Genomic DNA, 11949 nt, shown 5'->3' with positions numbered 1-11949 from the left:
CAGGTCTGCCCCGGCGAATCTCGCCGGACCTGCGCCCGGCTGTCGGGGGCTCAGCCGCTCAGCGGCAACTCGATCCTCGCGTCCAGCCCGATGACGTGGCCGTCGCCGATGCGGTTGTCCAGCGTGATCTGACCGCCGAGGGTCTGTACCAGCGCCTGGCAAATGGCCAAGCCCAAGCCCGACCCCTTGCCAGACTCGCCGGCCGCGAATGGCAGGAACAGCCGCTGCTGCTGCGCCGGCGTCAGGCCAGGGCCGCCGTCGGCGATCAGCAGCCGGGCCCGTCCGGTGTCGACGGTCAGTGCGATGGCCAGCCGTCCGCCGGCGGGTGTGTGCTGGATGGCGTTGTGCAGCAGGTTGCGCGTCAGCTCGCGCAGCGCCCACTCGTGGCTGGCGATGGGCGCCGGCTGGGTGTGGATGTCGAAGTCCAGTCCCTGCTTGGCGATCAGCGGTGCCAGGTCCAGCGCGACCGCGCGCGTGATCTCGGCCCAGTCCTGCACAGGCATGGTCTCGCCCTGCTGGCGCATCTGCTCGGCGCGCGCCAGTGCCAGCATCTGGTTGGCCAGCTGCGTCGCGCGCGCCACGGTGGTGTCGATCTCGGCCAGCGCCTGCTGCGGCTCCACGTCACCCTGGCGGGCCGACTGCACCTGCACCTTCAGCACGGCCAGTGGCGTGCGCAGCTGGTGCGACGCATCGCGCACGAAGCGCTTCTGGTGCTCCAGCAGCCGGGCCTGGCGGGCCAGGGCGTCGTTGGTGGCGGCAATCAGCGGCGCCAGCTCCACGGGCAGGCCGGGCGCCTGCAACGGGCTGAGGTCATCGGCATCGCGGGCGCGCAGCGCCGCGCTCAGCTCGCTCACCGGCCGCGTGGCACGCTGCACCACCGCCCAGACGACGATGGCAATGACCGCCAGCAGCGCCGCCTGCCGCCACAGCGTGTGCAGCAGCACCTGGCGCGCCAGGCTGCGGCGCAGGTCCAGCGTCTCGGCGACCTGGATGGTGGCCAGCCCCATGCCGGTCTGGCCCGACACCGGCTGCAGCAGCACCGCCACGCGCACCGGCTCGCCACGGAAGTGGTCGTCGTAGAAGTCCACGAGCGCCGGATAGGCGCTCTGGTCCGGCAGCTTGCCTCGCCAGCTGGGCAGGTCGTCGTAGCCCGACACCATTTCACCCTTGAAGCCCAACACCTTGAAGTACAACCGGCTGCGGCTGTCGGTCTCGAAGGCCTCCAGCGCGGCGTAGGGCACGGCCGCCACGAGGCGCGCCTGCTCGCCGCTGCCGTCCACGCCCAGCAGCTCGCCGATCGCCTTGGCCGAGGCCAGCAGCGTCCGGTCGTAGGCGGTGTCGGCGGCCTGCAGTGAATCGCGGTACAGGCTCACGGTGTTGATGGCCACCAGCACGCCCACCGGCAGAAGGATGCCCCACAGCAGGCGCGCCCGCATGGACAGGCCGGCCAGGCGCCGGGCCAGCTCAGTCATTGCTTTGCAGCAGGTAACCCAGCCCGCGCAGCGTGACCAGCTTGGCACCGGTAGCCGCGAGGCGCTTGCGCAGCCGGTAGGCCACGACCTCGATGGCATCGGGCTGCGCGTCGGCGGCATCGGCAAATACCGTGTCGAACAGCTTCTCCTTGGCAACGGCCTGGCCCGGCCGCACCAGCAGCGCGCGCAACAGCGCGGCCTCGCGCGGCGGCAGCTCCAGCGGGAGGCCGTGGTGGTAGACGGCGCCGCTCTGTGCATCCGCGCGCAGACCGCAGAAGCCCGGCGCTTCGGCCGGGCGCGGGCCGGCCTCGCTGGCCTGGCCCTGGCGGCGCACCAGCGCGCGGATGCGCGCCTCCAGTTCGTCCAGGTCGAACGGCTTGGGCAGGTAGTCGTCGGCGCCGGTGTTCAGCCCCAGGATCTTGTCGCCCAGCGTGCCGCGGGCGGTGATGATGATGACGGGCGTGGTCAGCCCCACGGCGCGGGCTTGCGACAGCACGTCCAGGCCGTCCTGGCCCGGCATGGTCAGGTCCAGCAGCACCACGTCGGGCACGGCAGCCTGCCAGCGGCCGACGGCCTTGGCGCCATCGTCGCAGATCTGCACCTTGAAGCCGCGGCGCTCGAAGGATCGCTGCAGCGTGGTCTGCATGGCCGTGTTGTCTTCGATGACGAGGAGCTTCATGGGCCGGCAGGCTAGCACCGGGGCACACCCCGTCCCGAGCTGAGGTTTACCCCGACGTCGTCGACAGCGGATTGACAGCCTGGCTGTCGAGCATGGGCGCTCCAAACAAGACAGAGACAGGAGACAAACCATGAACTTCCAAGTGAAGCTGTGCGTGGCGGCTGCACTGGCGGCCGCATCGGCGCTGGCCGCTGCACAGACCTCCAGCGTGACCGTGTTCGGCGTGCTGGACGTCGGCGTTCAGCGCCTCAAGAACGGCAACAAGACGCTGAACCTCGAGAGCATCGATGGCATGCAGACCAGCCGCATCGGCTTTCGCGGCCAGGAACAACTGGGCGGCGGGTTGAGCGCCAGCTTCCACCTGGAGGGCGCCATCGGCCCCGATATCGGGTCCGGCGGCGACTGGCGGCGCCGCGCGACGGTGAGCCTCGCGAGCAAGGATGCTGGCGAAGTGCGCCTGGGCCGTGACTACACGCCCACGTTCTGGAACATCAGTCGCTTCAACGCCTTCGGCACCAACGGCGTGGGCGCGGCCAGCAACCTGGTGTACGGCTTCGACGGCGTGTCGGGCACCTCCAAGACGGTGATCCGCTCCGACAACTCGGTGGGCTACTTCCTGCCGGGCGGTCTGGGCGGCGTCTACGGTCAGGCGATGGTGGCGGCCGGCGAGGGCTCCACGGGACGCTACGTGGGCGCGCGCGTCGGCTACGCGGGCAGCGGGCTGGACGTTGCGCTGGGCCTGTCGGAAACGACCAACAACGCGGCAGGCGACAAATTCAAGGTCTTCAATCTGGGCGGCAGCTACACGGTGGGTGCTCTGAAGCTGCTGGGCCTGGTCCACAACAGCAAGCAGACGACGCGCGAGCAGAAGAACTGGGTGGTTGGTGCGCACTACGCGGTGGGCAGCGGCATCGTCCGCGCGAGCTACGTGAACGCGCGTTCGCGCAACAGCGCCAATGGCGAGGACTACACGGGCAAGCTGTTTGCGTTGGGTTACGTGCACAACCTGTCCAAGCGCACGTCGCTCTACACGACGCTGTCGCAGGTCAACAATAGCCGCACCGGCCGCTTCCTGATTCCAGGCGGCTCGGCCATCGCCCTCGGAGATGACTCGCGCGGACTCGAAGCCGGCATCTACCACTCGTTCTGATCCTCAAGACGACACGGAGACAACCATGCGTCGCGACACATTCCTGAAGTCCCTCGCGGCCCTGGCCGCCACCGGTGGTCTGCCCCTGGCGGCGCAAGCTGCGGGCGTCCCCATGAAGATGATGATCCCCGCCAACCCCGGCGGCGGGTGGGACACCACCGGACGCGCGCTCGGCAAGGCGCTGCAGGACGCGGGTGCCGCATCCTCGGTGCAGTACGAGAACAAGGGCGGTGCGGCCGGCGCACTGGGCCTGGCCCAGTTCGTCAACGCCAGCAAGGGCGACCCGCATGCGCTGCTCGTCATGGGCGCGGTCATGCTGGGCGGCATCATCAGCGGCCGGCCGCCGGTGAGCCTGACGCAGGCCACGCCCATCGCGCGGCTCATCAGCGAATACAACGTGTATGTCGTGCATGCCGCGTCGCCGCTGAAGACGATGAAGGACGTCATCGACCAACTGAAGAAAGACCCCGGCAGCGTCAAGTGGGGCGGCGGCTCGCGCGGCGCCACCGAGCATGTCGCGGCGGCCATGATCGCCCGCGATGTCGGTGTCGATGCGGCCAAGATCAACTACGTGCCCTTCCGCGGCGGCGGCGAGGCCACTGCGGCCATCCTGGGCGGCAACGTGACCATCGGTGGCAGTGGCTTCAGCGAGTTCCAGCCCTACCTGGACAGCGGCAAGATGCGCGCGCTGGCTGTCACGGCGCCCACACGCATCAAGGGTCTGAATGCGCCCACGCTGAAGGAGCTGGGCATCAACGTCGAGATCGGCAACTGGCGCGGCATCTACGCGCCGCCGGGCATCAGCGCCGAACAGCGCAAGGCGCTGACGGCCCTGGTCGTGCAGGCGACCAAGAGCAAGAGCTGGGCAGAGTCTTTGGAGAAGAACGGCTGGACGCCGGCGCTGCTGGCCGGGCCCGAGTTCGACGCCTTCGTCGACCGCGAGTTTGCGACCCTGCGGGCCATCATGGTCAAGTCTGGAATGATCTGAGGCCGGTCATGAGCAGCGACTCTTCCACCTCTGGCCAGGCACTGGTCGGCATCGGCGTCGGCCTCGTGGGCGCCGTGATGGCCTGGGGCGCCACCTTCATCTCGTCGGATGCCGGCTATGCCGGCGTCGGGCCGAACGCACTGCCTTGGCTGGTGTCCGTCGTGCTGATGGTGTGCGGCGCCTGGCTGGTGTGGGAGGCGCGCAGCGGCGGCTACCGCCACATGGACGAACCGTCCGGTGCCGCCCGCGGCGACTGGCGGGCGGTGGCCTGGGTGGTGGCGGGTGTCGTCGCCAACGCCAGTCTCATCACCACCCTCGGCTTCATCGTGTCCTGCGGCCTGTGCTTCGCGCTGGCCGTGCGCGGCCTGCGCATGGCGGAAGGCAAGGCGGGCGGTGGCCCGAAGCGCAGCGTCATCGACCTGCTGACCGGCGTTGCCATCGCGTCCCCGGTGTTCTGGATGTTCAGCAAGTTGCTGGCCATCAACCTGCCCGGCCTCACGGCCAGCGGCTGGCTGTGAGGAGCGGCCGATCATGATGGACCTCTGGAACCAGCTGATGGGTGGCTTCGCTACTGCCGGCACGCCCGTCAACCTGCTGTGGGCCTTCCTTGGCTGCGTCATCGGCACCGGCATCGGCGTGCTGCCGGGCCTGGGCCCGGCGGTGACGGTGGCGATGCTGCTGCCCATCACGTCGCAGGTCGAACCGACGGCGTCGATGATCTTCTTCGCCGGCATCTACTACGGCGCAATGTACGGCGGCTCGACGACGTCCATCCTGCTGAACACGCCCGGCGAGACCGGCACGATGGTGACGGCGCTGGAGGGCTTCAAGATGGCCAAGAGCGGCCGTGCCGGCGCCGCGCTGGCCACCGCGGCCATCGGCTCGTTCGTGGCGGGCACCGTCGCCACCGTGCTGGTCACGCTGTTCGCGCCGGTGGTGGCGGACTTCGCCGTCACGCTGGGTCCGCCGGAGTACTTCCTGCTGATGTTGCTGGCCTTCACCACCGTCAGCGCGGTGCTGGGCAAGAGCACGCTGCGCGGGATGACCGCGCTTTTCATCGGGCTCGCCATGGGCCTGATCGGGCTGGACCAGATCACCGGCCAGGTTCGCTACACGGGCGGCGTGCCCGAGTTCATGGACGGCATCGAGACCGTGCTGGTGGCCGTGGGGCTGTTCGCCGTCGGCGAGACGCTGTACATGGCGCTGTATGAGGGCCGCAGCAAGCAGGAGATCAACAAGCTCAGCAGCGTGCACATGACGAAGAAGGAGTGGAAGCGCTCCATCCCCGCCTGGCTGCGCGGCACGGTCATCGGCTTTCCGTTCGGCACCATCCCGGCGGGCGGCTCGGAAATACCGACGTTCCTCAGCTACGCCGTCGAGCGCAAGCTCAGCCCGCACAAGGCAGAGTTCGGCACGACCGGCGCCATCGAAGGCGTGGCGGGCCCCGAGGCCGCCAACAACGCGGCCGTGACGGCCACGCTGGTGCCGCTGCTGACGCTGGGTATCCCGACGTCGGTGACGGCCGCCATTTTGCTCAGCGCGCTGCAGAACTACGGCATCCAGGCCGGCCCACAGCTGTTCACCACGTCGTCCACGCTGGTGTGGGCGCTGATCGCGTCTCTGTACATCGGCAACGTCATGCTGCTGGTGCTGAACCTGCCGCTGGTGGGTTTGTGGGTCAAGCTGCTGAAGATCCCGAAGCCGCAGTTGTACGCGGGGATCCTGATCTTCGCGACGGTGGGCGTCTACGGCATGCGCCAGAGCGCGTTCGACCTGTTCCTGATGCTGGGCCTGGGGCTGATGGGCGTCGTCATGCGCCGTTTCGACTTCCCGACCGCACCGGTCGTCGTCGGCATGATCCTCGGCCCCCTGGCCGAGGCGCAGGGGCGCAACGCGCTGTCCATCGGCAGCGGCCACTGGAGCGTGTTCATCGAGCGGCCGTTGTCGCAGGGCCTGCTGGTGCTGCTGGCCGCGGTGCTGGTAGTGCCGTGGCTCTGGAAGCTGCGCAAGCGTCAGCCGGCCGGTTGACCGACGATGTGCCGCAGCACGTGGTCTTCCAGCCCGGCAAAGCCCGCCGCGGCGCGTGAGCGCGGGCGCGGCAGCGTCACTGCCGCATCCAGCGCGATGCCGCCGTGGTCGATCAGCAGCACGCGGTCGGCCAGCGCCACGGCCTCGGCCACATCGTGGGTGACCAGCAGCGCCGTGAAGCCGTGGCGGCGCCACAGCTGCTCGATGAGGCGGTGCATCTCCAGTCGCGTCAGCGCATCCAGCGCGCCCAGCGGCTCGTCGAGCAACAGCAGGCGCGGGCGGTGCACCAGCGCGCGCGCCAGCGCCACGCGTTGACGCTGGCCGCCCGACAACGTCGCCGGCCAGTCGCCGCCACGGCCGGCCAGGCCGACCTGGGCCAGCGCCTCCATCGCGCGGTCCTTCGCCTCGCGGCTTGTCAGGCCCAGGGCGACGTTGTCCGCCACGCGCTTCCATGGCAGCAGCCGAGCGTCCTGGAACATCAGCCGGCGCTCCTCCGCGCGGCCGGCGTCGATGTGGCCGGCGTCTGGCTGGTCCAGCCCGGCGATGAGGCGCAGCAGCGTGCTCTTGCCGCAGCCGCTGCGGCCCACCAGCGCGACGAACTCGCCGGGGGCGATGTGCAGATCCAGCGCCTGCAGCACGTGGCGCGTGCCGAACGACTTGCCGACGCCGGTCAGCGTCAGCGCCAGGCCATCTGCTTCAGCGGTCAGCGGCGCGGGTTCGGGCGCGTGTTGACGGGCCTGCACAGGTGCGTCGATCTCGGTCAGGAACATGCTCAGGGTCCTTGGGTCGCATAGCCCTGGTGCCAAGGCAGCCAGGCCTTCTCCAGACCGCGGGCGACGACATCGGCCAGCTTGCCCAGCACGGCGTACAGCAGGATGCCGACCAGCACGATGTCGGTCTGCAGGAACTCGCGTGCGTTCATCGTCAGGTAGCCGATGCCGGCCTGCGCCGACAGCGTCTCGGCCACGATGAGCAGCACCCACATCAGTCCCAGCGAGAAGCGCACGCCCACCAGGATGGACGGCAGCGCGCCGGGCAGGATGACCTGGCGGTACAGCTGCCAGCCGGAAAGCCCGTAGCTGCGCGCCATCTCGATGAGGTCGCGGTCGACGTTGCGGATACCGTGGAAGGTGTTCAGGTAGACCGGGAAGAACACGCCCACCGCGACCAGCACCAGCTTGGCGGCTTCGTCGATGCCGAACCACAGGATGACCAACGGGATCAGCGCCAGCGCCGGGATGTTGCGCAGCATCTGCAGCGTTGTGTCCAGCAGCGCTTCGGCGCGCCGCCAGGTGCCCGTCAGCAGGCCCAGTGCCAGACCCAGCCCGCCGCCCACCGCCAGCGCCGAGAACGCGCGCGCAGCGCTGACGCCGACGTGATGCGCCAGCTCGCCGGAGCGCAGCAGCGTCCAGAACGCGGCCAGCACGGCGGCCGGCTCGGGCAGGATGCGTGCGGCCAGCACGCCGCTGCGCGACGCGATCTCCCACGCGACGAGGATGCTCGCGGGCAGCAGCCAGGGGACGAAGCGGTTCAGCATGGTCACGACGCCGATACGGCCTTGGGCGCGTAGCTATTGGCGACGACTTCGCCGAACGGGCCGGTCAGCTGCGGCGACGTCAGCTTCTGCTGCAGCGACAGCGGCAGCAGCGGGAACACCAGCTCGGCGAAGCGGTGCGCCTCGTCGAGGTGCGGGTAGCCGCTGAGGATGAAGTTCTCCAGGCCGAGGTCGGCGTAGGCCTGGATGCGGTCCGCCACTTGCTGCGGGCTGCCGACCAGCGCCGTGCCGGCACCGCCGCGCACCAGGCCCACGCCGGCCCACAAGTTGGGCGAGATCTCCAGGCCTTCGCGGATGTTGGCCTTGTTGAAGCGGCCGCGGTGCAGCTCCGCCATGCGGCGCTGGCCCACCGAGTCCATGCCGGCAAAGCGGGCCTGCGCAGCGGCGACGGTGGCCTCGTCCAGCTCCGACACCAGCTCGGCCGCGGCACGCCAGGCCTCGTCCTCGGTCTCGCGCACGATGACGTGCAGGCGGATGCCGTAGTTCAACTCCCGGCCGCGGGCGGCGGCGCGCGCACGCACGTCGGCCAGCTTTTTGGCGACGTCGGCGGGCGCCTCGCCCCAGGTCAGGTAGGTGTCCACCTGCTCGGCGGCCAGCTCGTGTGCGGCCTGCGACGAGCCGCCGAAGAACACCGGAGGGTAGGGGCGGTTGATGGGCGGGTACAGCATCTTGCCGCCCTTCACGCTGAGGTGCTGGCCCTCAAACTCCAGCGCCTCGCCGGTGTGCGAGCGCTCCAGCACCTCGCGCCAGATGCGGATGAACTCGGCCGACTGCTCGTAACGCGCTTTGTGGTCCAGGAATTGCCCGTCGCCGGCCAGCTCCTCGGCGTCGCCGCCGGTGACGAGGTTCACCAGCAGCCGGCCGCCGGACAGCCGGTCCAGCGTGGCGGCCATGCGGGCGCTCTGCGTGGGCGCAACGAGGCCGGGTCGCAGCGCGACGAGGAACTTCAGGTGGCGCGTCGCGTCGATGAGGCTGGCGGCGACGACCCAGGAGTCCTCGCAGCTGCGGCCGGTGGGCAGCAGCACGCCCTCGTAGCCCAGGCTGTCCGCCGCGATGGCGATCTGCTTGAAGTAGGCGAAGTCGTTGACGCGCGCGCCGCGCGAGCTGCCGAGGTAGCGGCTGTCGCCGTGGGTGGGGATGAACCAGAAGATCTTCATGGGCGGGCGCTCGGATGGGGGCGGACGGCGGGGCGCCAGGCTGCGGCCGTGGTCGCCAGGATGGCGGCGAGGCGGTGGGCGATGGCAGTGCTCATCGCGCAGCCTCGGCCACCGTGGCACGGCCCGCTGCACCTGGCAGGGCGTCGGCCACCTTGATGGGCTTGGGAATCAGGCCCAGCGCATGGAAGGTGTCGGCGATCTTCTGCTGCTCGGCCGCGACGGCCGGCGTCAGCGGCTTCACGCCGAACTCGTAGCGCTGCAGGCTCAGCTCGACGACGTCGGGGGCCAGGCCTTGCAGCGGTGCGATGACGGCGGCGGCGGTCTTGATGTTGGCCTTCAGCGCGACGGCCTGCGCCTGCGTGTCCTCGAACAGCGCCTGCACCAGCTGCGGGTGCTTGCCGGCGAAGCCGCGCTCGGCCACGTAGTAGGCGTAGTTGTTGACGATGCCCTTGCCGTCTTGCAACAGGCGGGCGCCGCTCTGCTTCTCGACGGCGGCGAGGAACGGGTCCCAGATCACCCAGGCGTCCACCGCGCCGCGCTCGAAGGCCGCGCGTGCATCGGCCGGCGGCAAGTAGACGGCCTGCACTTCGCTGAACTTCAGGCCGTGCTTCTCCAGCGCCTTGACGAGCAGGTAGTGCACGTTGCTGCCCTTGTTCAGCGCGACCTTCTTGCCCTTCAGCTCGGCCACCGACTTCAGCGCCGAGCCCTTGGGCACCACGATGGCCTCGGCCTGCGGTGCGGCCGGGTCGAAGCCGATGTAGACGAACTGGGCGCCGGCCGCCTGCGCAAAGATGGGCGGTGCCTCGCCGACGAAGCCCACATCGACGGCGCCGACATTGAGGCCCTCCAGCAGCTGGGGGCCGGCCGGGAACTCCACCCACTTCACGTTGGCGCCCAGCGCGGCGAGCTTCTTCTCCAGTGAGCCGTTGTGCTTCTGGAACGTCAGCAGGCTGGCGGATTTCTGAAAACCGATGCGCAGAGTAGGTGTTGGCGTCTGCGCGGCGGCGCTGAACGCGAACGCGGCCAGCGCCAACGGGGCGGTCCAGCGCAGCAGGGAACGGAAGGTCGTCATCGCAAAAGTCCTTGTCGAAAAAGATCCCGGCGCTCGGTCACACCCGATCCGCGCCCGAGCGCCGGGAAGAAGTCGCCCACCCGACGGGCGGCGAGGAGACAAACGGTCAGAGGGAGAGCAGGTCGCGCAGCCGTCAACAGCTGGCCAGCGGCTCGGCAACGCGGCGCGGCGCCAGCGGTGCGACGGCACGGTCCAGCCGCGCCACCAGGTCAGCCTCCGGCACGAAGCCGCCAGCCTCATGGCGCTGCAGCTGGGCGTCGGTGGCGAACACGGCGTCCAGCACATGGCGCGCGCCGAGTGCGGACAGCACGGGCTTGAGCGCGTAGTCCAGCGCCAGCAGGTGCGCGGCGCTGCCGCCGGTGGCCAGCGGCAGCACGGTCTTGCCGCGCAGCGCGTCGGGCGGCAGCAGGTCCAGAAACAGCTTCAGCAGGCCCGAATAGGCCGCCTTGTAGATGGGGGTGCCGATGACGACCACGTCAGCTGCGGCGACGGCGCTGACGGCCAGCGCGATGGTGGCGTCCTGGGTGTCGGCGGCGATCAGCGCGGCGGCGGGCAGCTCGCGCACGCTGAGGCTGTTGCTGTGCGAGGCGACGCCTTCGAGTCGAGTCAGCGCGAACTGAGTCAGCCACGCGGAGCGCGAGCGTTCGCTGGGACTGCCGGAAATGCTGAGGATGTGCATGGTGGCCTGCGTGTGTTCAGGCCTTGCACGATAGGGACGAGCGCTTGTGCGCGGAACGAAGGAAAGCGGGGATGCTTATGCGTTCGGCGGGAAACGCTGGCGGAGGCTGTGAGATTCGAACTCACGGGCCGTTGCCGGCCGACGGTTTTCAAGACCGTTGGGTTAAACCACTCCCCCAAGCCTCCGCAAAGAGACGCGCATTCTAAGGGTGGGGCTCAGGCGCCCGGCTTCTGCGCTTGGTCGCAGTCGATCTGGACGATCTCCAGTGGCTGGCCGTCCTGCACGCGCGCTGCCGTCAGGCGGCCGCCCCAGACGCAGCCGGTGTCCAGCGCCAGCAGCCCCGGGCGGTTCACGAGGCCGAGGGTGGACCAGTGGCCGAAGGCGATGGGCGTGTTGGCCGTGCGCCGGCCCGGCGCATCGAACCACGGCATGAAGCCATCGGGCGCGGCGCCGGCGCCGTCCTTGGTCTTGAAGTCCATCTCGCCGTCGGCCGTGCAAAACCGCAGCCGGGTGAGTGCGTTGACCGTGAAGCGCAGCCGCTCGACGCCGCGCAGGTCGGGGCTCCAGCGTGCCGGTTCGTTGCCGTACATGGCGCGCAGGAAATCCGGCAGGGCAGGGCCGCGCAGCACGGCCTCGACCTCGGCGGCGAGGCCCAGCACGTCGTCGCGGCTCCACGACGGCACGACGCCGGCGTGCACCATCAGCCAGCCGGCGTCGAACGCGGCCAGGCGCTGGTGGCGCAGCCAGTCCATCAGCGCGTGGCGGTCCGGGGCGGCGAGGATGTCGTCCAGCGTGTCGCCGCCGTTTGGGCGGCGCACGCCGTGGTGCGCGGCCAGCAGGTGCAGGTCGTGGTTGCCGAGCAGGCAGGTGGCGGCATCACCCAGACCGATCAGGCGTCTGAGTGTGGCGAGCGACGCGGGACCGCGGTTGACGAGGTCGCCCAGCAACCACAGGTGGTCGCGCGACGGGGAGAAGTCCAGGCGCTGCAGCAGCCGCTCCAGGGCGTCGCAGCAGCCCTGGACATCGCCGATCAGGTAGTTCATGGACGGCATTGTCCCGGGCGCGCCCCCAGGGAAGGCCCCGTGGGCCGTGTCATGGGCTTCTGCTAGTCTCCCGGGCTTCGTTTTTGCCTTGCGCCGCCCCGGGTTATCCCGTGTCTGGCGCCTTCG

At 69.9% G+C, this 11949-nt stretch carries 12 protein-coding genes and 1 tRNA gene; 4 read left to right on the top strand and 9 right to left on the bottom strand.

The genetic code is table 11. The features are described from left to right. Positions 1-50: 50 nt before the first annotated feature. A complete protein-coding gene (locus tag ACG02S_RS15970; protein WP_394471460.1) occupies positions 51-1472 on the bottom strand; it encodes a sensor histidine kinase in 1422 nt (473 codons plus the stop codon). Continuing rightward, the gene (locus ACG02S_RS15965) at positions 1465-2151 is read right to left on the bottom strand and encodes a response regulator transcription factor (RefSeq protein ID WP_394471459.1); all 687 of its coding nucleotides are present in this window, start codon (positions 2149-2151) and stop codon (positions 1465-1467) included. Before ACG02S_RS15965 ends, ACG02S_RS15970 begins: the two co-directional genes overlap by 8 nt. A 130-nt stretch (positions 2152-2281) precedes the next feature. On the opposite strand from ACG02S_RS15965, the gene ACG02S_RS15960 reads away from it, so the two are divergent. The 4 genes from ACG02S_RS15960 to ACG02S_RS15945 are packed head-to-tail and all read left to right on the top strand — an operon-like array spanning position 2282 to position 6317. Next, the gene (locus ACG02S_RS15960) at positions 2282-3301 is read left to right on the top strand and encodes a porin (RefSeq protein ID WP_394471458.1); all 1020 of its coding nucleotides are present in this window, start codon (positions 2282-2284) and stop codon (positions 3299-3301) included. Positions 3302-3326: 25 nt separating this feature from the next. Continuing rightward, positions 3327-4289 (top strand): Bug family tripartite tricarboxylate transporter substrate binding protein, encoded by a 963-nt coding sequence (locus ACG02S_RS15955; RefSeq protein WP_394471457.1) that lies wholly within the window; start codon positions 3327-3329, stop codon positions 4287-4289. Positions 4290-4297: 8 nt separating this feature from the next. Further along, positions 4298-4807, top strand: coding sequence for a tripartite tricarboxylate transporter TctB family protein (locus ACG02S_RS15950; RefSeq protein ID WP_394471456.1), 510 nt, complete (start codon positions 4298-4300; stop codon positions 4805-4807). Between the two features lie 16 nt (positions 4808-4823). Beyond that, positions 4824-6317: a tripartite tricarboxylate transporter permease gene (locus ACG02S_RS15945; protein WP_394471554.1), complete on the top strand. Its 1494-nt coding sequence runs from the start codon at positions 4824-4826 to the stop codon at positions 6315-6317. Here ACG02S_RS15945 and ACG02S_RS15940 read toward each other — a convergent pair. From ACG02S_RS15940 to ACG02S_RS15910, 7 genes are all read right to left on the bottom strand, one after another. After that, on the bottom strand, positions 6302-7087 hold the full coding sequence (locus tag ACG02S_RS15940; RefSeq protein ID WP_394471455.1) for an ATP-binding cassette domain-containing protein: 786 nt from the start codon (positions 7085-7087) through the stop codon (positions 6302-6304). The genes ACG02S_RS15945 and ACG02S_RS15940 overlap by 16 nt on opposite strands. Positions 7088-7089: 2 nt before the next feature. After that, on the bottom strand, positions 7090-7854 hold the full coding sequence (gene ssuC / locus ACG02S_RS15935; protein WP_394471553.1) for an aliphatic sulfonate ABC transporter permease SsuC: 765 nt from the start codon (positions 7852-7854) through the stop codon (positions 7090-7092). A 2-nt stretch (positions 7855-7856) separates the two neighbouring features. Then, positions 7857-9029: an FMNH2-dependent alkanesulfonate monooxygenase gene (gene ssuD, locus ACG02S_RS15930; RefSeq protein WP_394471454.1), complete on the bottom strand. Its 1173-nt coding sequence runs from the start codon at positions 9027-9029 to the stop codon at positions 7857-7859. A gap of 91 nt (positions 9030-9120) precedes the next feature. After that, positions 9121-10101 carry a sulfonate ABC transporter substrate-binding protein gene (locus ACG02S_RS15925; protein WP_394471453.1) on the bottom strand — a complete coding sequence of 327 codons (981 nt, stop codon included), beginning with the start codon at positions 10099-10101 and terminating at the stop codon, positions 9121-9123. 133 nt (positions 10102-10234) lie between these two features. Next, the gene (gene ssuE / locus ACG02S_RS15920; RefSeq protein ID WP_394471452.1) at positions 10235-10780 is read right to left on the bottom strand and encodes an NADPH-dependent FMN reductase; all 546 of its coding nucleotides are present in this window, start codon (positions 10778-10780) and stop codon (positions 10235-10237) included. 97 nt (positions 10781-10877) lie between these two features. Continuing rightward, positions 10878-10965: transfer RNA gene (locus tag ACG02S_RS15915), tRNA-Ser, on the bottom strand. 30 nt (positions 10966-10995) lie between these two features. Further along, a complete protein-coding gene (locus ACG02S_RS15910) occupies positions 10996-11823 on the bottom strand; it encodes a symmetrical bis(5'-nucleosyl)-tetraphosphatase (protein ID WP_394471451.1) in 828 nt (275 codons plus the stop codon). Positions 11824-11949: the final 126 nt, after the last annotated feature.

This window comes from Pelomonas dachongensis, from assembly GCF_043555865.1.
Classification (GTDB): domain Bacteria; phylum Pseudomonadota; class Gammaproteobacteria; order Burkholderiales; family Burkholderiaceae_C; genus Pelomonas; species Pelomonas dachongensis.
Note: the sequence above shows the minus strand (reverse complement) of the source record. Positions and strands in the feature narration are given on the sequence as shown.

Excerpts from the sequence above, each read along its gene's own strand:
- ACG02S_RS15970 (WP_394471460.1), bottom strand. The coding sequence starts at position 1,472 with ATGACTGAGCTGGCCCGGCGCCTGGCCGGCCTGTCCATGCGGGCGCGC.
- ACG02S_RS15965 (WP_394471459.1), bottom strand. The coding sequence starts at position 2,151 with ATGAAGCTCCTCGTCATCGAAGACAACACGGCCATGCAGACCACGCTG.
- ACG02S_RS15960 (WP_394471458.1), top strand. The coding sequence starts at position 2,282 with ATGAACTTCCAAGTGAAGCTGTGCGTGGCGGCTGCACTGGCGGCCGCA.
- ACG02S_RS15955 (WP_394471457.1), top strand. The coding sequence starts at position 3,327 with ATGCGTCGCGACACATTCCTGAAGTCCCTCGCGGCCCTGGCCGCCACC.
- ACG02S_RS15950 (WP_394471456.1), top strand. The coding sequence starts at position 4,298 with ATGAGCAGCGACTCTTCCACCTCTGGCCAGGCACTGGTCGGCATCGGC.
- ACG02S_RS15945 (WP_394471554.1), top strand. The coding sequence starts at position 4,824 with ATGGACCTCTGGAACCAGCTGATGGGTGGCTTCGCTACTGCCGGCACG.
- ACG02S_RS15940 (WP_394471455.1), bottom strand. The coding sequence starts at position 7,087 with ATGTTCCTGACCGAGATCGACGCACCTGTGCAGGCCCGTCAACACGCG.
- ssuC (WP_394471553.1), bottom strand. The coding sequence starts at position 7,854 with ATGCTGAACCGCTTCGTCCCCTGGCTGCTGCCCGCGAGCATCCTCGTC.
- ssuD (WP_394471454.1), bottom strand. The coding sequence starts at position 9,029 with ATGAAGATCTTCTGGTTCATCCCCACCCACGGCGACAGCCGCTACCTC.
- ACG02S_RS15925 (WP_394471453.1), bottom strand. The coding sequence starts at position 10,101 with ATGACGACCTTCCGTTCCCTGCTGCGCTGGACCGCCCCGTTGGCGCTG.
- ssuE (WP_394471452.1), bottom strand. The coding sequence starts at position 10,780 with ATGCACATCCTCAGCATTTCCGGCAGTCCCAGCGAACGCTCGCGCTCC.
- ACG02S_RS15910 (WP_394471451.1), bottom strand. The coding sequence starts at position 11,823 with ATGAACTACCTGATCGGCGATGTCCAGGGCTGCTGCGACGCCCTGGAG.